The organism is Erythrobacter sp. NE805 (genome assembly GCF_046452355.1).
Lineage (GTDB): Bacteria > Pseudomonadota > Alphaproteobacteria > Sphingomonadales > Sphingomonadaceae > Erythrobacter.
This window is the reverse complement of the sequence record NZ_JBKFDI010000002.1, coordinates 346,838-366,357: the sequence shown is the minus strand read 5'-3', so window position 1 is coordinate 366,357 and position 19,520 is coordinate 346,838. Positions and strand designations below refer to the sequence as shown.

General features: G+C 71.4%; 15 protein-coding genes. 11 read left to right on the top strand and 4 right to left on the bottom strand.

Annotation, left to right across the window (positions count from 1 at the left end; genetic code table 11):
- The first annotated feature begins 2 nt into the window (after positions 1 to 2).
- Genes ACLBKU_RS09710 through ACLBKU_RS09685 form a run of 6 tightly spaced genes read left to right on the top strand, consistent with a single transcriptional unit; the run spans position 3 to position 6,526 of the window.
- Positions 3 to 1,565 carry an NADH-quinone oxidoreductase subunit M gene (locus ACLBKU_RS09710; RefSeq protein WP_410179352.1) on the top strand — a complete coding sequence of 521 codons (1,563 nt, stop codon included), beginning with the start codon at positions 3 to 5 and terminating at the stop codon, positions 1,563 to 1,565.
- Positions 1,565 to 3,043: an NADH-quinone oxidoreductase subunit NuoN gene (gene nuoN, locus ACLBKU_RS09705; protein ID WP_410179351.1), complete on the top strand. Its 1,479-nt coding sequence runs from the start codon at positions 1,565 to 1,567 to the stop codon at positions 3,041 to 3,043. Before ACLBKU_RS09710 ends, nuoN begins: the two co-directional genes overlap by 1 nt.
- Positions 3,040 to 3,753, top strand: a complete 714-nt coding sequence (locus tag ACLBKU_RS09700; protein WP_410179350.1) for a biotin--[acetyl-CoA-carboxylase] ligase — start codon at positions 3,040 to 3,042, stop codon at positions 3,751 to 3,753. The genes nuoN and ACLBKU_RS09700 overlap by 4 nt, the downstream gene beginning before the upstream one ends.
- Positions 3,754 to 3,767: 14 nt before the next feature.
- Positions 3,768 to 4,562 carry a type III pantothenate kinase gene (locus tag ACLBKU_RS09695; protein ID WP_410179349.1) on the top strand — a complete coding sequence of 265 codons (795 nt, stop codon included), beginning with the start codon at positions 3,768 to 3,770 and terminating at the stop codon, positions 4,560 to 4,562.
- Positions 4,563 to 4,586: 24 nt separating this feature from the next.
- Positions 4,587 to 6,242 (top strand): ribonuclease J, encoded by a 1,656-nt coding sequence (locus ACLBKU_RS09690; RefSeq protein ID WP_410179348.1) that lies wholly within the window; start codon positions 4,587 to 4,589, stop codon positions 6,240 to 6,242.
- Entirely contained in the window at positions 6,242 to 6,526 is a 285-nt protein-coding gene (locus ACLBKU_RS09685; protein WP_410179347.1) for a DUF1467 family protein, read from the top strand. Before ACLBKU_RS09690 ends, ACLBKU_RS09685 begins: the two co-directional genes overlap by 1 nt.
- On the opposite strand, the gene ACLBKU_RS09680 is transcribed toward ACLBKU_RS09685, so the two are convergent.
- The gene (locus ACLBKU_RS09680; protein ID WP_410179346.1) at positions 6,523 to 8,958 is read right to left on the bottom strand and encodes an ATPase; all 2,436 of its coding nucleotides are present in this window, start codon (positions 8,956 to 8,958) and stop codon (positions 6,523 to 6,525) included. The two genes, ACLBKU_RS09685 and ACLBKU_RS09680, sit on opposite strands and share 4 nt — an antisense overlap.
- Before the next feature lie 68 nt (positions 8,959 to 9,026).
- On the opposite strand from ACLBKU_RS09680, the gene ACLBKU_RS09675 reads away from it, so the two are divergent.
- The 4 genes from ACLBKU_RS09675 to ACLBKU_RS09660 all read left to right on the top strand — a co-directional run bounded on the left by ACLBKU_RS09675 (position 9,027) and on the right by ACLBKU_RS09660 (position 13,051).
- Positions 9,027 to 9,347 carry an Hpt domain-containing protein gene (locus tag ACLBKU_RS09675; protein ID WP_410179345.1) on the top strand — a complete coding sequence of 107 codons (321 nt, stop codon included), beginning with the start codon at positions 9,027 to 9,029 and terminating at the stop codon, positions 9,345 to 9,347.
- Between the two features lie 119 nt (positions 9,348 to 9,466).
- Positions 9,467 to 10,672, top strand: a complete 1,206-nt coding sequence (locus tag ACLBKU_RS09670; protein ID WP_410179344.1) for a hypothetical protein — start codon at positions 9,467 to 9,469, stop codon at positions 10,670 to 10,672.
- A 43-nt stretch (positions 10,673 to 10,715) separates the two neighbouring features.
- Positions 10,716 to 11,648 carry a hypothetical protein gene (locus ACLBKU_RS09665; RefSeq protein ID WP_410179343.1) on the top strand — a complete coding sequence of 311 codons (933 nt, stop codon included), beginning with the start codon at positions 10,716 to 10,718 and terminating at the stop codon, positions 11,646 to 11,648.
- 8 nt (positions 11,649 to 11,656) lie between these two features.
- Positions 11,657 to 13,051, top strand: coding sequence for a sensor histidine kinase (locus tag ACLBKU_RS09660; RefSeq protein WP_410179342.1), 1,395 nt, complete (start codon positions 11,657 to 11,659; stop codon positions 13,049 to 13,051).
- A gap of 302 nt (positions 13,052 to 13,353) precedes the next feature.
- Here the strand turns inward: ACLBKU_RS09660 and ACLBKU_RS09655 are convergent, their stop codons facing one another.
- Positions 13,354 to 14,640, bottom strand: coding sequence for a citrate synthase (locus tag ACLBKU_RS09655; protein WP_410179341.1), 1,287 nt, complete (start codon positions 14,638 to 14,640; stop codon positions 13,354 to 13,356).
- A gap of 55 nt (positions 14,641 to 14,695) precedes the next feature.
- The gene (gene gltX, locus ACLBKU_RS09650) at positions 14,696 to 16,132 is read right to left on the bottom strand and encodes a glutamate--tRNA ligase (protein WP_410179340.1); all 1,437 of its coding nucleotides are present in this window, start codon (positions 16,130 to 16,132) and stop codon (positions 14,696 to 14,698) included.
- A 172-nt stretch (positions 16,133 to 16,304) separates the two neighbouring features.
- Between gltX and ACLBKU_RS09645 the strand changes: the two genes are divergently transcribed.
- Positions 16,305 to 18,518, top strand: coding sequence for a ComEC/Rec2 family competence protein (locus ACLBKU_RS09645; RefSeq protein WP_410179339.1), 2,214 nt, complete (start codon positions 16,305 to 16,307; stop codon positions 18,516 to 18,518).
- A gap of 194 nt (positions 18,519 to 18,712) precedes the next feature.
- Here the strand turns inward: ACLBKU_RS09645 and lexA are convergent, their stop codons facing one another.
- A complete protein-coding gene (gene lexA, locus ACLBKU_RS09640) occupies positions 18,713 to 19,396 on the bottom strand; it encodes a transcriptional repressor LexA (protein WP_410179338.1) in 684 nt (227 codons plus the stop codon).
- Between the last annotated feature and the right edge of the window lie 124 nt (positions 19,397 to 19,520).

Here is a 19,520-nt window from a genome sequence, read left to right as displayed (position 1 = left end):
TAATGGAAGGCCTTCCCATCCTGTCGCTGATGATGCTCGTGCCGCTGGTCGGCGCGCTGGCGTGCCTGTTTGCGGGCGCGAGCGCGGCCCGCTGGATCGCGCTCGGGGCGACGCTCGTCACCTTTGCGCTCGGCCTCGTGCTGTGGTCGAACTACCAGATCGGCGGCCCGCAGTGGCAGTTCACCGAGCGCGCCGCGCTCTTCGCGGGCTTCAGCTACGCGCTCGGGATCGACGGGATCGCGCTGCTGCTCATCATGCTCAGCGTCTTCCTGATGCCGATCTGCATCCTCGCGAGCTGGGATTCGATCGAAAAGCGCGTCGGCGAGTACATGGCGGCCTTCCTGTTCATGGAGGTGCTGATGATCGGCACCTTCGCGGCGCAGGACCTGTTCCTGTTCTACGTCTTCTTCGAGGCGGGCCTCATCCCGATGTATCTCATCATCGGCGTGTGGGGCGGGGACAACCGCATCTACGCGAGCTACAAGTTCTTCCTCTACACGCTGCTCGGCTCGGTGCTGATGCTGATCGCGATGTTCTGGATGGTCGCCGAGGCGGGCACCTCCGACATCCCGACGCTGATGCAATACGGCTTCCCGCCGCAGGCGCAGACGTGGCTGTGGCTGGCCTTCTTCGCCAGCTTCGCGGTCAAGGTGCCGATGTGGCCGCTCCATACCTGGCTGCCCGACGCGCACGTGCAGGCGCCGACCGCGGGTTCGGTGATCCTCGCGGGCGTGCTGCTCAAGCTCGGCGGCTACGGCTTCATCCGCTTCAGCCTGCCGATGTTCCCCGAGGCTTCCGCGCAGCTCGCCTGGCTGGTCTTTGCCCTCTCGATGGTCGCGGTGGTCTACACCTCGCTGGTCGCGCTGGTGCAGGCCGACATGAAGAAGCTGATCGCCTATTCCTCGGTCGCGCACATGGCGATCGTCACCGTCGGCCTGTTCGCCTTCAATGTGCAGGGTCTCGAGGGGGCGATGATCGTGATGCTCAGCCACGGCCTCGTCTCGGGCGCGCTGTTCCTGTGCGTGGGCGTCATCTACGACCGCCTCCACACCCGCGAGATCGCGCGCTACGGCGGCCTTGCGATCAACATGCCCTATTACGCGCTGTTCTTCCTGCTCTTCACCATGGCCTCGATCGGCCTGCCGGGCACCAGCGGCTTCGTCGGCGAGTTCCTGTCGCTGGCGGGCATCTACCAGACCTCGAGCACGGTCGCGCTGGTCTCGACGACGGGCATCATCCTCGGCGCGGCCTATATGCTCTACCTCTACCGCCGCGTCGCCTTCGGCGGGCAGACGAACCCCGATGCCGCCGCCATGTCCGACATCAGCCCGCGCGAGTGGGTGATGATGGCGCCCATCGCCGCCGCGGTGCTGTGGATGGGGGTCTATCCCGAGAGCTTCCTTGCGCCGATGCGCGCCGACATCGCCGCGCTCGACGCGCGCCTTGCCGCCGCCGCTCCGGCCTCCGACGCGCGCCTTGCGCCCGGCACGCCGCGGGCCGAGGCCGCCAACGCGCTCCACCATGACACTGCCGAACATTCCGCCGCCGGGGAGGGCGCGCACTGATGGACTTCGCGCCTTCCTTCGCCCTGGTCCTGCCCGAGCTCGTGCTGAGCGGGGCGGGCCTCGTCCTGCTGCTGGTCGCCGCCTGGGGCGGTGACAAGGCCGCGCGCCCGATCGCCATCGCCGCCGCAGCCGCGCTGTTCGCCGCGGGCTTCCTGATTGTGCCCGGCCTCCACTTCGGCACCGACGGTCCGGCGACGCTCGCCTTCGGGGGGCTCCTCAAGGTCGACAGCTTCGCGCTCTTCGCCAAGGCGCTGATCTGGCTCGCCGCGATCGCCGCGCTGATGATCGCGCCCGCCTTCTTCGCCGGCCCCGCCGCCGGGACCGAGCGCGGGATGCGCGCCGAATATCCGGTGCTGATCCTGTTCTCGAGCGTCGGCATGGGGCTGATGGTCTCGGCGAACGACTTCATGAGCCTCTACCTCGGGCTCGAATTGACCAGCCTCACCTCCTACGTGCTCGCCGCGATCCTGCGCCGTGACACGCGCTCGGGCGAGGCGGGGCTCAAGTATTTCGTGCTCGGCGCGCTGGCGAGCGGCATTCTGCTCTACGGGATGAGCCTGCTCTACGGCTTCACCGGCGGCACGGGCTTCGCGGCGGTGCGGGCGGGCCTCGAGGGCACGCTGGGCTATGGCGCGCTGTTCGGGGTGATCTTCGTGCTCTCCGGCCTTGCCTTCAAGATCAGCGCCGTGCCGTTCCACATGTGGACCCCCGACGTCTACGAGGGCGCGCCGACGCCGGTCACCGCCTTCTTCTCGACCGCGCCCAAGGTCGCCGCCGTCGGCCTCACCGCGCGGGTCGTCTTCGAGGTGTTCGGCGCGCAGGTCGCCGCCTGGCAGCAGATCGTGATGTTCATGGCATTGGCCTCGATCGTCTTCGGCGCATTGGGAGCCATCGGGCAGGAGAACCTGAAGCGCCTGCTCGCCTATTCCTCGATCAACAATATCGGCTTCATCCTGCTCGGCCTCGCGGTGGCGAACGCCGACGGCGCGAGCGCGATGCTGGTCTATCTCTTCATCTACGTCGCGATGAGCATCGGCAGCTTTGCCGCGCTGCTCATGCTGCGGGGCGAGGAGGGGCAGCTCTACGAGACCTTCGCCGACATCCGCGGCCTCTCGGTCACCCGTCCGGCAATCGCCTGGGCGCTGCTGCTGTTCATGTTCAGCCTCGCCGGCATCCCGCCGCTGCTCGGCTTCTACAGCAAGTTCGTGGTGTTCCAGGCGACCATCGAGGCCGGGCTCGTCGCCTTCGGCGCGATCGCCATCGCCGCGAGCGTGATCGGGGCCTTCTACTACATCAAGTTCGTCAAGGTGATGTTCTTCGACGAGCCGGCGGGCGTGGTCACCGGCAGGAGCGGGGCGGCGCACTGGGTGCTGCTCGGGCTCACGGCGCTGATCGTCTCGCCATTGGGCTACCTCCTCACCCCGTCGCTGACCGACCTCGCCGACAAGGCCGCGGCCTCGCTGTTCCTCGCGGCTTGATCACGCTCGTCGAAGCGACCGGCTCGACCAACGCCGACCTCGCCGCCGCGGTCCGCAGCGGCGAGGGCTGGGCGGAAGGGCAGTGGCTCGTCGCTCGCCGCCAGACCGCCGGGCGTGGACGCCAGGGGCGCGAATGGTTCGACGGCGCGGGCAACTTCATGGGCTCGACCGTGGTGGTGCTCGGGCCCCGTGCCGGTCCGCCGCCCGCCTCGCTCAGCTTCGTCGCCGCGCTCGCAGTCCGCGACGCCGCCGCCGGGGTGATCGGCGAGGGTGCGGCGCTCGCCCTCAAGTGGCCCAACGACGTGCTCCTGGGCGGGGGCAAGCTCTCAGGAATCCTCCTCGAGATGGTGCGCGGTCACATCGTCGTCGGGATCGGGGTGAACCTCGCCCGCGCGCCGGACGTACCGGACCGCAGGACCGCCGCGCTCGCCGATGTCGCGCCGCCGCCACCCCTCGAGGAATTCGCCGCCAGCCTCGCCGCCTCCTTCGACCGCCGCCTCGAGGCGTGGCGCACCTACGGCCTCGCCGCGAGCCTCCAGGCCTTCCTCGCCGGTTCGATCCACGCCGCCGGCTCGCCGCTCACCGTCCACGACACCGACGGCTCGGTGCGCTCGGGCACCTTCGCGGGGCTCGACGAATCCGACGGCGCCTTGCGGCTGCGCTTGGCGGATGGCAGCGAACGTGTCATTCGCGCCGGGGATATTTCCTGAGAGGGACCACCACCATGCTGCTCGCTGCCGATGTCGGGAACACCAATGTCGTCTTCGCGCTGTTCGACCTCGCCGCGGACGGCACGCATACCATCCGCGCGCGCTGGCGGATCGCCACCGACCCGCGCCGCACCGGCGACGAATACGCGGTGTGGCTGCTCCAGCTGCTCAAGATCGAGGGGATCGAGCGCGACCAGATCACCCAGATCATCGTCGCCTCGGTGGTCCCCCGGGCCGACCACAACCTCACCGTGCTGTGCCAGAAATATTTCGGCAAGACGCCCTTGTTCGCCGGGCAGGGCGCGGCGCGGTGGCGCTTCGAGATCGACGTCGACCAGCCGAGTTCGCTCGGGGCCGACCGCGCGCTCAACATCCTCGCCGCGCACCACAAGTACGGCGGCGACCTCATCGTCGTCGATTTCGGCACCGCGACCAAGTTCGAGGCGGTCGACTTCACCGGCGCCTACAAGGGCGGCTCGATCGCGCCGGGGATCAACCTCAGCCTCGACGCGCTGGTCGGCAAGACCGCCAAGCTCCCGCGCATCGCGATCCGCGCGCCGGAGAGCCGCTCGGTGATCGGCCGCAACACCGAGGACCAGATGCTGATCGGCGTGTTCTGGGGCTATGTCGCGATGATGGAGGGCATGGTCGACAAGATGAAGGCCGAAATCGGCCGACCCGCAAAGGTTGTAGCCACGGGCGGGCTCGCCATATTGTTCGACGACGCGACCGACATCTTCGATCACGTCGATGCCGACCTGACCCTCGATGGCCTCGCGATCCTCGCGCGCCAGGCGCAAGACGGCTGACCCTCTCACAGAACCGGACAGAACTTGAAAAACGACTACACCCCCGAAGACGAACTCCTGTTCCTGGCCCTCGGCGGCTCCGGCGAGATCGGCATGAACGTCAATCTCTACGGAGCCCAAGGCAAGTGGATCATGGTCGATCTCGGCATGACCTTCTCGGGCAACGAATATCCCGGCGTCGACCTCGTCTTCGCCGACCTCGACTTCATCGAGGAGCGCCGCGACGACCTGCTCGGCATCGTCCTCACCCACGCGCACGAGGACCATATCGGCGCGGTGCCCTATTTCGCCGGCGACCTCGGCGTGCCGCTCTACGCGACGCCCTTCACCGCCGACCTCGTCGCGAGGAAGCTCGAGGAGGCGGGGCTGCTTGGGCAAGTGGAACTCAACATCATCGAGGAGGACCACGGCCAGCTCGAGCTCGGGCCCTTCACGATCACCTATCTGCCGCTCGCCCACTCGATCGCCGAGGGCAACGCGCTGCTGATCGACACCCCGCATGGGCGCGTCTTCCACACCGGCGACTGGAAGCTCGACGAGGAGCCGATCATCGGCGAGCCGACCACCGAGGAGGAACTGCGCCAGATCGGCAAGGAAGGCGTGCTCGCGTTGGTCTGCGATTCCACCAATGTCTTCAACCCCAACCCCTCGGGCTCCGAAGGCGCGGTGCACCGCGCGCTGATGGAGGAGGTCGCGCGCCACAAGGGCAAGCGCGTCGTCGTCACCACCTTCGCGAGCAATGTCGCGCGGCTCCAGACCCTCGGCGAGGTCGCGCGCGAGACCGGGCGGCAGATCGTCGTCGCGGGCCGCTCGCTCGACCGGATCATCGAGGTCGCGCAGGACAACGGCTATCTCGAGGACTTCCCGACCCCCGTCGATTTCGAGACCGCGATGGGCCTGCCCCGCGGCGAGGTGCTGATCCTCGCCACCGGCGGGCAGGGCGAGCCGCGCGCCGCGCTCGCGCGGATGGCGGAGGAGAACCACCCGATCGAGCTCACCGCGGGCGACGTCGTGCTGTTCTCCTCGCGCCAGATCCCCGGCAACGAGATCGCGATCGGCCGCATCCAGAACCAGCTCGCCGCGCGCGGGATCACGATGGTGACCGACCGGCAGGCGCTGATCCATGTCTCGGGCCACCCGGGCCGCCCCGAACTCGAGGCGCTCTACGACTGGCTGAAGCCGGAAATCCTCGTCCCCGTCCACGGCGAGATCCGCCACATGGCCGAGCAGGCGCGGGTCGGGAAGGCCTGCGGCATCCCCTCGCAGGTCGTGCAGAAGAACGGCGACCTCGTGCGCCTCGCGCCGGGCAAGCCCGGCAAGATCGCCGAAGTGCGCGCCGGGCGTCTTGTGCTCGATGGCGACATCATCGCGCCCGCCAATGGCGAGGCGATCACCATGCGCCGCCGCATCGCGGGCGAGGGCGTGCTGGTCGTGGTGCTGGCGCGCGGCGCCAGGCCGGTGATCGAGGCGGTCGGCCTGCCGCTCGACGAGGACCTGCCCGAGTTCCTCGAGGAGGCATCGAACGACGTGCTCGCCGCGATCAACCGCCTCAAGGGCCGCGACGCGAAGGACGAGGCGGCGATCCGCGAGGCCGCGCGCCTCGCCGCGCGCCGGGCGGCGCAGCGCTGGTCGGGCAAGCGCCCGCAGGTGCGCGTGGTCATGCCGGGGCTTGCCACCTGATGCAGCTCACCTCAATCGCGGCGATCTACTTCCTGTTCTGGGTGATGAGCGCCTTCGTCATGCTGCCCTTCGGCGTGCGCACCGCCGAGGAATTGGGCGCCGAGAAGGTTCCCGGCCAGGCCGACAGCGCCCCGGCCAATTTCCGCCCCGGCCGCCTTGCCCTGCGCGCGACCCTCGTCGCGGCGGTTCTGACCGCGCTGTTCGTCGCCAATTTCAGCTATGGCTGGGTGACGGCGGCCGACATCGACATCCTCCCCAAGCCGCCGTCCGCCGCCGCGACCTAGGTCCGCAGGCGCTCGATGGCCTGAGCGAGCGCGACATAGAGCTTGCCCATGTCCGAGCCGAGCATCGTCACGCTCAGCACATGCCCGTCGCGGGTCGAGAGCGTCTGGCGCAGCAGCGCCTCGAAGTCGTGGATGTAGCGGCTGACGTTCGCCTTGAAGCTCTCGTCGCTGGTGTAGAGCGCGGCGATGTCCTTGGCGGTCCCCTTGTCGAGGAGGCTCACCGCGCGGCGGGTGAAGATCCCGCGGTCGCCCTTGAGATAGGCATCCCACGCGGTATCCGCGACGTCGCTCGCCAGCGCGCCCGAGATGTCGATCGCGGCCGAGTTGAGGCTGTCGGTGATCAGCGCCATGCGCCGGGTGAAGTCGTTGCCGACCTGCTCCTCGGCCATCTCGCGGGCACGGGTGACGCGCTGTTCGAGGTTGCCGGTGAGCTCGTTGACCTTGACCAGCTGGTCGCGCAGCTGGATCGCCGCCTCGCGCCCGACGCCCGCGGCATGGGCCGCCGACTGTTCGAGCTTGCCGAGCGTGGTCGCGGTCTCGGTGCGCAGGGTCTTCTCGAGCGCCTCGACCGCCTCGCCGGCAAGGCTCGCGGCGAGCGCGGGCACCCGCTCGCGCGCGCCTTCGTCGAGTGTCGCGAAGGTCGCGAGGATCGCCGCCTCGAGCGTCCCGAGCGCCTCGCGCAGGGCCTTCTGCGTTTCCCCGGCGAGGGTTCCGCTTTCCTCGGCAAGCCGCGCGAAGCCGCCGCGCAGGCCATTGAGCCGCGCCAGCGCCTCCTCGGTCTCTGCGGCGAGGCGCGTGCGGAAGTCGGCGACAGCGCTGTCGGCGGCGTCGATCTCGGCCCGCGCGCGCAGCAGGTAGTCGGACAGGTCCCCGCCCGCCTGCGCGCTGCTCAGCATCAGCCCGTGGACATGACGCGCGCGCGCCTCGGCACCGTCGAGCGCGGCGTTGGCGACCTCGATCCCGGTCGCGAGATCCTCGCGGCAGGTGCGGCTGCCCGACTGGAGGATCTCGAGCAGGCGCACGCTGCTGTCGGTCAGCTGCACCAGCTGCGCCTCGGTCGCGGCCAGCGCCGCGCGCTTGTCGGCGAGCTGGCGTTCGAGCGTGCCGAGGCCTTCGCCAAGCGAATCCTTCGCCGCATCGCTGGTGGCGGCGACCTCGCCCACCACCCGGCCCAGTTCGGCGGCGCGCCGGGTCATGGCCTCGCCCTCGGCGGCCAGCTTCGCGATGTCGGCCAGCTGCGCCTCGCGGCGGCGGGCGAGCTCGTCGTCGAGCGCGGCGAGGCGCTGGGCGAGCAGCTCGCTCGCCTGCGCGGCCTGGGTCTCGAAGGCGGCGCGGCGCTGCTCGATCAGCTCGTCGAAATTGCGGTTCCTCGCCTCGATATGGTCGTCGAAGCGGGTCGCCTCCTGCCGCAGGTGGACGATCCGCGCCTGCGCCGAGGCGCTGGTGCTCTTGTCGAGCTCCTCGACGAGCCGCAGCTTCTCCACCAGGCTCTCGTGGAGTGCGGCGATGGCGGCGGCGAAGCTCGCCTCGGCGCTGCCGCTCGCCTCGGCGAGCCGCGCCGCGACCGCCTCGGTCGCGTGCGCGACCGCTTCGGAGCGCGCTTCCAGCGCTTCGAGCACAGCACCGAACTCGGCGCCGAGGCGCCCGGTTCGGGCCTCGCTCTCATGGCCGATCGCGGCAAGGCGCTCGAACCCGCCGGTCAGCTTGGCGACCTGCTCCTCGGCGACCCGGCCCGCGCTGCCGATCTGGTTGGCGACGTCGCGCGCGGCGTTGGCGATCACCGGCAGGTCGTCGCGCAGCCGGTTCATGTTGCCGAGCGCGGTCTCGCTGGTGGTGGCGATCGCCTCGACCTGCGCGCCGTTGGTGGCGATGAGGCCCTGCAACTCGCCGGCATGGGCCGAGAGGCGCTCGGCGGCGATCCGGCCGAGCGCCTCGAGGTCGCGCGCCTGCGCGGCGATGAACTCGCGCGCGAGGCTGAGCTCGCGGTTGACGACCTTGAGCCGCGCCTCGAGCGCCTCGCTCTCGCGGGTCATCGCGGCGGCGGTGGCGGCGAAGCGCCGTCCCTCGGCCTGCGAGGAGCGCATCGCGAGCAGCCAGGCGATCCCGATCAGCGCGACCGGCACGGCCCATTGGACGATCCACCCGGCCCATTCGCGCGGGGAAGCCCCGCTGCGGATGTCGGGGAGCAGCGCCCAGGCGAAGAACGCGGTCCAGCCCGCCACCGCGCCCAGCGCCAGCGCCGGGGCGAGCCAGCCGAAGCGGGTGGGGGAGGGGAGCGGGGCGTCATCGTCCTCGGCGCCGCTTTCGACCCACGCGCTGTCGAGCTCGAGCATCTCGTCGCCCATGCCGTCGCTCTCCGGAACCTCCGGCGCATCTGCCCCGCCCGAGCCGCTCCCGCGCCCCAAGGCGCGCATCTGGTGCCGTCCTGTCATGCCGCAGTCTTACCACACTGGTTCCGGCGATAAACCCCGCTTTAACCACTCGGGACTATGCCGGGGGCATGGCGTTCAACCACGGTGCCCTCGATGCGACCCTCGCGGCGGCGGCCGGCGACGATGCCGCGCTGCTGCGCGAGCTGCGCGCCGCCTTCCTCGAGAGCGCCACGCGCCAGCTCGACCTGTTGAAGCGCGCGCGCTGCGACGGGAACTGGCACGTCGCGGCGATGCGCCTCAAGGGCCTCGCGGCGAGCTTCCACGCCGAGGACCTCCTCCAGGCCGCCGAGATCGCGCTCCACGCCGCGCCCGGCGAGCCGATGGCGATCCGCGAGATCGACGGCGTGATCGCCCGCTTCGCCCGCGCCCAGGCGCGCGAGACGCGCTGACGCAAGCGCGCGCTCGGCGTCGGGCACAGCCGCGCCCGACACCTTGAACCTCGCCAGCGAAACCGCCACCCTTGCCGCGCGCCCCGCCGGGGGCACGGGTTCATGGCAAGGGAAGTGGCATGCGCATCGGCCTGATAGCCGCGCTGCGGCGCAGCGAGGAGGGGACCCTGCGCGCCGAGCTCCCGCTCGCCGGGCGCCCGGTGCTCGCCTGGCAGGCGGCACTGCTCGGCGAGCTCGGGGTCGAGCGGGTGCTGTGCCTCACCGACACGCCGACGCCGACCGGCGCGGTGCTCGCGCTCCAGCACGCGCTCGAGGCGAGCGGGACCGCGTTCCACGCGCTCAGGGGCTTCGCCGCGATCCCCGCGCTGGTGCGCGCCGAGGACGACCTCGTGATCCTCGCCGACGGGCTGGTGCCCGATCCGCAGGTGGTGCGCGCCGTCTTGGGCGGAGGTGAGGGCGCGCTCGTCCGGGCGGTCGCCACCATCCCCGCCGACCACCCGCTCGCCGCGGCGCACCCCGAGGATTTCGAGCGGATCGACGCCGCGCGCCACTGGGCGGGCGTCCTCGCGATGCGCGGCGCCCCGGCGCAGCAGCTTGCCGAGATGCCCGCCGATGCCGACGCGATCGGCCTCTTGCTGCGCCTCGCGCTCCAGGCCGGGACGCCGACCCGCGACCTCGCCGCGCGCGAGCTGGTGCCCGAGAGCTGGCTGCTCGCCGCCAACGCCGCCGTCGCCGCCGAAGCCGGGAGCGGCCTCATCGCCCGCGCCGCGCCGCCCGCCGATTGGCGCGCGCCGATGTCCGCGCTGGCCGCGAGGCTGGTCCGCGCGGTGGTGCCGCGCGGGCTCGGCGAGGGCCGGCTGATCGCCGGGGCGAGCGCACTGGTGCTGCTGCTCGCCGCGGTGCTGGTCGCCGCCTTCGGCCCGCCCGCCGCGGCGCTGACGCTCGCCGGGCTCGGGGCCTTCGCTGCCGAGGTCGCCGCGATCCTCACCGCGCTTGCCAATCGGCTCAGCCGAACGCCGGGCGACCGGCGCGGTGCGGCGGCGCTGGCGGCGGCGGTCGACGTGCTGGGAGGGCTGACCCTGTGGTTCGCGCTCGCGCCGTGGCCCGCGTGGCAGCCGCTCGCGGTGGTCGGCCCGCTGGTGGTCGGCCTCGCCCGGCTCGTCGCGCGTCGCCCGCACGGCGCGCTCGCCAGAGCCGCCTCGGATCGGGCGAGCCTGCTGCTCCTGCTCGCCGCCGCGAGCCTTGCAGGCCTGCTCCCCGAAGCGGCGGCCTGTCTCGCCTTGGGGCTGCTTGCAGCTTTGCTGCTGCACCGCGCCGGGGATTGATCTAACCCGTCCTTAACCAAGCGGGCACTATGTCCGTGTACCGATGGGCGAAGAGACGATGGACCTTGCCGCCGACCATGCTGTCGAGGCGATCCTGCGGGACGAGCTCGCGCGGGAAGCCCGCGCGCTGGCTGCGGTCGTGCCTGTCCTGCGCCACCTGCTCAGCGCCGATGCCGACGCGCTCGTGAGCGACGCCGTGCTCGCGCGGGTGCGGGGCATGATCCTCGATATCGCCGCGCAGCTCGACGCCGCGCTCGCGGGCCGCGATCCGGCGGTGCGCGAGGGCGGGGACCCCGCCGCGCGCGAGGCGCTCGCCGGCCGGCTGATGGGCGACGAGGCGCTGCTCGCCCATTGCCACGCGCTCGCCGCCGAGAGCCTGATCGCCGGTCGCCTCCAGCAGCGCCAGGCGCTCGATCCCGTCCTGAGCCCGCTGCTCCAGGAGCTGATCGCCTCGCCCGACCCCGAGGTCGCCGGCCTCGCGATGAGCGCGCTCGCCGCGCAGTCGCGCTTCGTCCAGGGGCAGCGGCGCATGGAGCTGCCGCTTTGGGAGCTTCCGGCCGAGCTGTTCCACGCGCTCGTCGCCCATGCGCAGGCTTCGGCGCCGGACAGCGGCGCGCTGGTGCGGCTCCAGGCGGGCTACGACGAAGCGGCGACGCGGATCGGCCTGCTGGCGAGGCTGGTCGCGGCGATGCGCCGCGGCGCGGTTGCGGCGCTGGCTCTCGACCATGCGGGCCTCGCGCTCTTCGCCAGCGCGCTCGCCGCCGCTGCGCGCACGGCGCGCGAGGCGGCGGTGCTCGCCTGCCACGAGGGGCAGGCCGCGCGGCTCGCCCTGCTGCTGCGCGCCGCCGGGCTCGGGTCCGAGGCGGCCGAGCGCCAGCGGCTCCTCCTCGCGCCCGGCGCGCCGCTGCCCCCGGGCCTCGCCGCGCTCTCGCCCGAGCAGGCCGCCGCGCTCGCCGGGGCCGCGACGGCGCGGTGACGACCGGCATGGACGCGACCCACAGCCTCCTCGGGGCCTATGGCCTCACCGATGCGCAGCACCGGCTGCTCAGCGCCGACGCGCCGCTCGCCGAACTCCAGGAGCGCTGCGGGGGCGACCTGCCCGGCACCCTCGCGATCCCCGAGCTGCTCGCGCTCGTCCAGCAGGCGCGCGCCATGGGCCTCAGGATCGCGCGTGCCTTCAGCGCCTTCGACGGCGATGCCGAGGTCTCGGGTTTCGCGCGCATCCATCCGCTGGGCGAGGCCGAGGGGGGCGGCTGCGAGGTGCTGGTCGAGAACTGGCAGCGCAGCCCGGTCACCCCGCCGAGCAGCCGCGACTTCGCCGAGCGCCTCGACGCGATCGACCGCGCGACCGCCGAGGTCACCGCGCGGCTCGACGCGCGCCAGCGGCTCCAGGTGCTGAGCGCCCGTGCCGCCGACGCCGCCGCGCTCCAGGCCGCCGCGCTCGCCGCGCCGGGGCAGGTGTGGAGCGAGCTGGTCGAACTCACCGGAATCGCCCACCAGCAGCCGCTCCACTGGCGCCTGCTCGACGGCGCCTCCTGCCGCTTCGCCGGCTCGCAGCGGCACTGGCGGGTGCGGCTCATCCCGCTCGGCCCCGACCCGCAGGCCCCGGCAGGCTTCGAGCTGCTGCTGATCGCCGAGGAGCCGCTGGACGAGAGCGCGCCGCCTTCGCCCGAGACCCCAGACGCCTCGCCTGCGCGGCTCGTCGGCACCGCGCTCACCCCGGTGCTGCGCCAGCCGGTGGCGCGGATCATCGCCAATGCCGAGACGATCCGCGCGCGCCTCGCCGGGCCCTTGCGCGAGGAATACAGCGACTACGCCGGGACCATCGCTAGCGCCGGGCAGCACCTCGCCGCGATGCTCGACGACCTCGCCGATCTCGAGGTGGTCGAGACTCCCGGCTTCACCACCGCGAAGGAGCCGGTCGACCTCGCCGACGCGGCGCGGCGGGCGGCCGGGATCCTCGGCGTGCGCGCGCAGAACCGCGAGACGGTGCTGGTGGTCGAGGGCGAGCGCGGCGCGGCGGTCGCCACGGCCGAATTCCGGCGCGTGCTGCAAATCCTCATCAACCTCATCGGCAACGCCATCGCCTACGCCCCGGCGGCGAGCACGGTGACGATCACCGCGCTCGCATCCCACGGCGAGGGGCGCGTGGCGGTGACGGTCGCCGACGAGGGGCCGGGCGTCACACCCGAGCAGGCGGAGCGGATCTTCGACAAGTTCGAGCGCCTGGGGCGCGACAGCGACGGCGGGCGCGACGGCGGCTCGGGCCTCGGCCTCTACATCTCGCGCCGCCTCGCCGAGGCGATGGGCGGCACCCTCACGGTCGGCGCAGCGCCGGGCGGGGGCGCGCTGTTCACGCTGGAACTTCCCTCGAACTGAAGCGGCAAGGCCGGCTCGTTCAGCAAGTACATGCGGGGCCGGGATTTCGGCGGTCCGTGTGTAGGATCGGCGTTCGGGCAATCCTTCCCGCTCGCATCAACTTCGGCGGCGCCATTCAACAAGTCCGATGAGAGACGCCCCGACCGCGGCAAGCCCAGCGCCTCGCCAGGCCCAGGTGCGCTCGCCGAGCATGATGCTGCCGCGCGGCCAGTCGAGCAAGCCCAGGCCCTGCAGACCCCAGATGCAACCGAGGGCGACAAGGAACATCCCTGCCGCCCTCAGCATAAGCATTGCTCAGGCGCTCAGCGCTGGCTGAGCGGGATATAGTCGCGCTGCGTCGGCCCGGTGTAGAGCTGGCGCGGGCGCCCGATCTTCTGGCCGGGGTCGCTGATCATCTCGTTCCACTGCGCGACCCAGCCGACCGTGCGGGCGAGCGCGAAGAGCGCGGTGAACATGGTGGTCGGAAAGCCGATCGCCGAAAGGATGATGCCCGAATAGAAGTCGACGTTGGGGAAGAGCTTCTTCTCGATGAAGTAGGGGTCGGAGAGCGCGATCTCCTCGAGGCGCAGCGCGGTCTCGAACAGCGGGTCGGTGACCTTGAGCGCATCGAACACCTCGCGCACGGTCTTCTGCATCACCGTCGCGCGCGGGTCGTAGTTCTTGTAGACGCGGTGGCCGAAGCCCATCAGGCGGAAGGGATCGTTCTTGTCCTTGGCACGCTCGATATAGTGCGGGATGCGGTCGGGGGTGCCGATCTCCTTGAGCATGTTGAGCGCCGCTTCGTTCGCGCCGCCATGCGCCGGGCCCCACAGGCAGGCGATGCCCGCCGCGATGCAGGCGAAGGGGTTCGCGCCCGAGGAACCGGCGAGCCGCACGGTCGAGGTCGAGGCGTTCTGTTCGTGGTCGGCGTGGAGGATGAAGATCCGGTCCATCGCCCGCTCGACTGCCGGGATCACCTCATAGGGCTCGGCCGGCACGCCGAAGGTCATGCGCAGGAAGTTGCCGGTGTAGCTCAGCGAGTTGTCGGGGTAGATGAAGGGCTGGCCGACCGAATACTTGTAGGCCATCGCCGCGATCGTCGGCATCTTGGCGATCAGGCGGTGCGAGCTGATCTTGCGGTGCTCGGGGTCCGAGATGTCGGTGCTGTCGTGATAGAAGGCCGAGAGCGCGCCGACCACGCCGCACATGATCGCCATCGGGTGCGCGTCACGCCGGAACCCGCGGTAGAAGGTCATCAGCTGCTCGTGCAGCATGGTGTGGCGGGTGATGGTGCGGCTGAAGTCGTCGAGCTCCTGCTTGCTCGGCAGTTCGCCGTTCAGCAGCAGGTAGGAGACCTCCATGAAGCTCGAATCCTCGGCGAGCTGGCCGATCGGATAGCCGCGGTGGAGCAGCACGCCCTCGTCGCCGTCGATATAGGTGAGCGCGCTCTCGCAGGCCGCGGTCGAGGTGAAGCCGGGGTCGAAGGTGAAGGCACCCGTCTGCGCATAGAGCTTGCGGATGTCGATCACGTCGGGGCCGGTGCTGCCTTCGAGTACCGGGTACTCGTAGGTCTTGCCGCCGATGTCGAGTTTTGCCGTCTTGTCTGCCAAGATCTGTCTCCTGTCCAAAAACCCTGTAGTGCCCCAGTGCGACGGGCCGATGTCCCTAGGCCGCCTGGGCGTCGAGGCGGGCGAGCGCCTCGTCGCGTCCGAGCAGGACCAGCACATCGAAGATGCCGGGTGAGGTGGTCGTCCCGGTCAGGCCTGCGCGCATCGGCTGCGCCAGCTTGCCGAGACCCAATCCAAGCTCCTCCGCAAGCGCCTTCGTAGTGGCTTCGAGCGCCTCGCTTGTCCAGTCGTTTTGCGCTGCAAGAACGTCGTGAATCTTGCGGAGGATCACCGGCGCGTCGCCCTTGAGCAGCTGGGCGGCCTTTTCGGTCATTGCGAGCGGGCGCTTGGCGAAGAGGAAGCCAGCGCCCTCAACCACTTCGCCCAAGTTCTTCGCGCGCACCTTGAGGACCGGCATGGCCCGGGTGAGCAGCGCCTCGTCGGCCCCTTCGCCGATCCGCGCGGCGACCAGCGCGGCGAGCCGTGCATCATCCGCCTCGCGCAAGTAGTGGCCGTTCAGGCTCTCGAGCTTCTTCATGTCGAACCGCGAGGGGCTCTTGCCCACCCCGTCGAGGTCGAAAAGCGCGATCGCTTCCTCGCGGGTGATCTCCTCGCGGTCCCCGTGGCCCCAGCCGAGGCGCAGCAGGTAGTTGAACAGCGCCTCGGGAAGGATTCCGAACTCGTCGCGATAGGCCTCGACCCCGAGCGCGCCGTGGCGCTTCGAGAGCTTCGCCCCGTCGGAGCCGTGGATCAGCGGGATGTGGGCATAGACCGGGTCGGGCCAGCTCCCCTCGATTTCGTTCATCGCCCGGATGACCGGCAGCTGGCGGAAGGCGTTGTTCAAGTGATCGTCGCCGCGGATCACGTGGGTCACGCCCATGTCGTGATCGTCGACCACCACCGCGAGCATGTAGGTGGGCGTGCCGTCGGCGCGCAGGATGACGTAGTCGTCGAGCTCCTCGTTCCGCACCGTCACCGCGCCCTGGACACGGTCGTGGATCGTGACCTCGCCGTCGAGGGGCGTCTTGATGCGAATGACGAAGGGCGCGCCCTCGGGCGCCTCGGCGGGATCGCGGTCGCGCCAGCGTCCGTCGTAGCGCAGCGGCTTCTTCTGGGCGCGCTGCTCCTCGCGCATCGCCTCGAGCTCCTCGGGGGTGGCGAAGCACTTGTAGGCGTGGCCCGCGGCGAGGAGCTGCCAGGCGACCTCGGCATGGCGCTCGGCGCGGTCGGACTGGAAGATCGGGGGCGCGTCGTAGTCGAGGCCCATCCAGTCGAGACCCTCGATGATCGCGTCGATCGCCTCCTGGGTGCTGCGCTTCCTGTCGGTGTCCTCGATGCGCAGCAGCGTGCGGCCGCCGTGGTGGCGCGCATAGAGCCAGTTGAACAGCGCCGTGCGCGCCCCGCCGATATGCAGGAAGCCGGTCGGCGAGGGGGCGAAACGGGTGACGACCTCGCTGGCGCCCTCGGCGGGGGGGGTGCTGCTTTCGCTTGCCATGAGCCTCACATTCCTGTTCTCTTTCGAACGGCTTGCATCTGCGCTGGCGGTGGGGGCGAGCCGGTCGGGGGGCAAGCCGATGCGCGATGTGCCGGTCATTCCGATGGGGGAGGAGCCCGGCGGAGAGCCCGCCGGAGAACCACGAGCGCGCCCTTGGCAAAGTGCGCGAGGCTTGTCCAGCATCGCCGCGGGCGCGCGGGCGGGGCGGGCGCTCGACGCGGCGGAGCGGTTCCTGGGCGAGGCGGGGTTCGAGCGCGCACCGTGGCTGGCGGTGGCCTTCGCTGCCGGGATCATCGCCTGGTTCGCGCTGCCGACGCCGCTTCACTGGATCGCCGCGATCGCGGGCGGCGCGGGCCTCGCGCTCGCCGCGCGCCTCGCCTGGCCGCCGGGGAGCCTGGCCGACGAGACGCGCGCCAACCTGCGCCTCGCGCTTATTGCCTGCGGACTGGTCTTCGCCTTCGGGGTGGCGGCGGTCTGGGCGCGCTCGACCATCGTCGGCGCCGAGCCGATCGCGCGGCCGGTGGTGGCGGTGATCCACGGCGCGGTGCTCGAGCGCGAGGACCAGCCTGCCGAGGGCCGCCTGCGCCTCACCCTGGCGATGCGCGAGGCGGAGAGCGGGACCGCGCGCAAGGTGCGGGTTAATGTGCCGCTCGAGAACCTCGCGGGCGGCATCCCGGAGGGCCTCGCAGAGGGCGCGGTGGTGCGGCTGCGCGCCCGGCTGATGCCGCCCGCCCACCCGATGCTCCCGGGGAGCTACGACTTCGCCCGCGCCGCCTGGTTCAGCGGGCTGGCGGCGACCGGCACCATCGTCGGACCCTTGGAGGTTCTGACCCCCGCGCCCGCGAGCGGCGGGATCGCCGCCGTCCAGCGCGCGCTCTCCGAGCACGTGCGGTCCCGCGTCCCGGGCTCGCCGGGCGCGATCGCGGCGGCCTTCGCGAGCGGCGACCGCGGGGGCATCGCCGAGACCGACGCGACGGCGATGCGCGACGCGGGGCTCACCCACCTCCTCTCGATCAGCGGGCTGCACGTCAGCGCGGTGGTCGCGGCGGCCTATTTCGCGGTGCTGCGCCTGCTCGCGCTGTGGCCCGCGCTCGCGCCGCGGGTGCGGCTCCCGGTGGTCGCAGCGACGGCGGGGGCGCTGGCGGGGATCGGCTACACGCTGCTCACCGGCGCCGAGGTGCCGACCGTGCGGAGCTGCGTCGCGGCGCTGCTGGTGCTCGGGGCGCTCGCGCTGGGGCGCGATGCGCTGTCGATGCGGATGCTCGCGCTCGCGGCGGGCTTCGTGCTGCTGCTGTGGCCCGAGAGCGCGATCGGGCCGAGCTTCCAGATGAGCTTTGCCGCGGTCCTCGCGCTGATCGCCCTCTCGAACGCCGCGCCGGTCAAGGCCTTCCTCGCCCCGCGCGACGAGCCGTGGTGGGTGCGCACCGGACGGCACACGGTGATGCTGTTCGCGACAGGGGTGGTGATCGAGCTGGCGCTGATGCCGATCGTCCTGTTCCATTTCCACCGCGCCGGGATGTACGGCGCGCTCGCCAACGTGGTCGCGATCCCGCTCGTGACCTTCATCGCCATGCCGCTGATCGCGCTCGGCTTTCTCGCGGACCTGCTGGGAGCTGGCGCGCCGGTGTGGTGGGTGGTCGAGCGCGCGCTGGCGCTGCTGCTGTGGATCGCGCACTTCACCGCCGGGCTCGCCGGATCGGTCCGGCTGATGCCGCAGATCGACGGGCTGACGGTGGCGCTCTTCGCCGCCGGGGGCCTGTGGCTCGCGCTGTGGCGGGGGCGGGTGCGGCTCGCCGGACTGCTCCCGGTGGCGGCGGCGAGCGTGCTCGCGGCGACGACGCCGATCCCCGACCTGCTGGTCGCCGGGGACGGGCGGCAGGTGGGGATCACCGTCGCCGGGCCCGATGGAGAGCGCCGCCTGCTCTCGCTGCGCGACAGCCGCTCCTCATATACCCGCGACAATCTCATGGAGCTTTCCGGGATCGCCGCCGACCCGGTGCCGCTCGCGCAGTGGGAGGGGGCGCGCTGTTCCTCGCAGTTCTGCACCCTGCGGCTCGAACGCGGGGGGAGGGAGTGGGTGCTGCTGCTCGGGCGGGGGCACGAGCGGATCGACATCCGCGACCTCGCCGCGGCCTGCCGCGAGGCGGACATCGTTGTTTCCGAAAGGTTTCTCCCCCGCTCCTGCCGCCCGCGCTGGCTCAAGGCAGACCGCCGCCACCTCGAGAAAAGCGGCGGTCTCGCGATCAATCTCGACAAGCCGGCGATCACCTCGGTCGCCGAGAGCCAGGGTGCACATGGCTGGTGGCGCGAGCCGCCGCCGTACCCCGTTGGACAAAAGCGCCCCTCCCGGCAAACCGGGCCCAAGAGGGGGGTAAATGGGGGCTAGAAGGGGTCTGAAGGGGGGATAACCGGGGTCTGGAGGCGGGCGAAGGCCAGCAAAAAGGGGCCTCGCGAAAGGCCCCTTGAATTCCAACAGCAGGTAAAGCCGCCGCCGGGGTGACGGGCCGCGCCCCGCGCCGCGAGCGCAGCGACCCGTCACCCGGCCGCGGCGCCGTCAGCGCCGTCGCGGCCCCCAAGGGCTCAGTGGTAGCGGCGCAGCAGCCCGGCGAGCTTGCCCTGCACCTCGACCTCGTCGGGGCGGTAGAACTGCGGGTCGTAGGCCGCGTTCGCCGGATCGAGCCGCACCTGCCCGTTTTCGCGGCGCAAGTACTTGAGCGTCGCTTCCTCGCCGCGCACCAGCGCGACCACGATCTCGCCGTCGCGCGCGGTGCTGGTGCGGCGGACCAGCGCGAAATCGCCGTCGAAGATCCCGGCCTCGACCATCGAATCCCCCGAGACCTCGAGCGCATAGTGCTCGCCCGGGCCGAGCAGCGCGGCGGGAACGGGGAGGGTCGACTGGCCCTCGAGCGCCTCGATCGGGGCGCCGGCGGCGATGCGGCCGTGGAGCGGCAGCTCGATCACGTCGTTGGCCGGCTCCGCCGCGCGCGGGGCTGGCGGGGTCAGCGGCACCACGTTGCTCGGCGCGCTCGCGGCGCGCGCGGGCGTCGTGTCGCCGGGCTGGCGGATCACTTCGAGCGCGCGCGCCCGGTTGGGCAGGCGGCGCAGGAAGCCGCGTTCTTCCAGAGCCGAGATCAGGCGGTGCACGCCCGACTTGCTCTTGAGGTCGAGCGCCTCCTTCATTTCCTCGAACGAGGGCGAGACGCCGGTCTCCTCCAGCCGCTGCTGGATGAAGACGATGAGCTCGCGCTGTTTTGCGGTCAGCATTGGTCTAGACTCCTGTGGTCGCACCCACGACGGACCCTGCGGGGAGCCGCCGTGCCAATCCCTTGCGTGCGCCAAGAGGCACCTTACCGGTGCGTTGCTGCACTCTGTTCGTTCTTAAGGTGAA

Coding starts and splice junctions, on each gene's coding strand:
- ACLBKU_RS09660 (WP_410179342.1), top strand. CDS start 11,657: ATGGACGCGACCCACAGCCTCCTCGGGGCCTATGGCCTCACCGATGCG.
- nuoN (WP_410179351.1), top strand. CDS start 1,565: ATGGACTTCGCGCCTTCCTTCGCCCTGGTCCTGCCCGAGCTCGTGCTG.
- ACLBKU_RS09695 (WP_410179349.1), top strand. CDS start 3,768: ATGCTGCTCGCTGCCGATGTCGGGAACACCAATGTCGTCTTCGCGCTG.
- ACLBKU_RS09680 (WP_410179346.1), bottom strand. CDS start 8,958: ATGACAGGACGGCACCAGATGCGCGCCTTGGGGCGCGGGAGCGGCTCG.
- gltX (WP_410179340.1), bottom strand. CDS start 16,132: ATGGCAAGCGAAAGCAGCACCCCCCCCGCCGAGGGCGCCAGCGAGGTC.
- ACLBKU_RS09675 (WP_410179345.1), top strand. CDS start 9,027: ATGGCGTTCAACCACGGTGCCCTCGATGCGACCCTCGCGGCGGCGGCC.
- lexA (WP_410179338.1), bottom strand. CDS start 19,396: ATGCTGACCGCAAAACAGCGCGAGCTCATCGTCTTCATCCAGCAGCGG.
- ACLBKU_RS09670 (WP_410179344.1), top strand. CDS start 9,467: ATGCGCATCGGCCTGATAGCCGCGCTGCGGCGCAGCGAGGAGGGGACC.
- ACLBKU_RS09665 (WP_410179343.1), top strand. CDS start 10,716: ATGGGCGAAGAGACGATGGACCTTGCCGCCGACCATGCTGTCGAGGCG.
- ACLBKU_RS09710 (WP_410179352.1), top strand. CDS start 3: ATGGAAGGCCTTCCCATCCTGTCGCTGATGATGCTCGTGCCGCTGGTC.
- ACLBKU_RS09685 (WP_410179347.1), top strand. CDS start 6,242: ATGCAGCTCACCTCAATCGCGGCGATCTACTTCCTGTTCTGGGTGATG.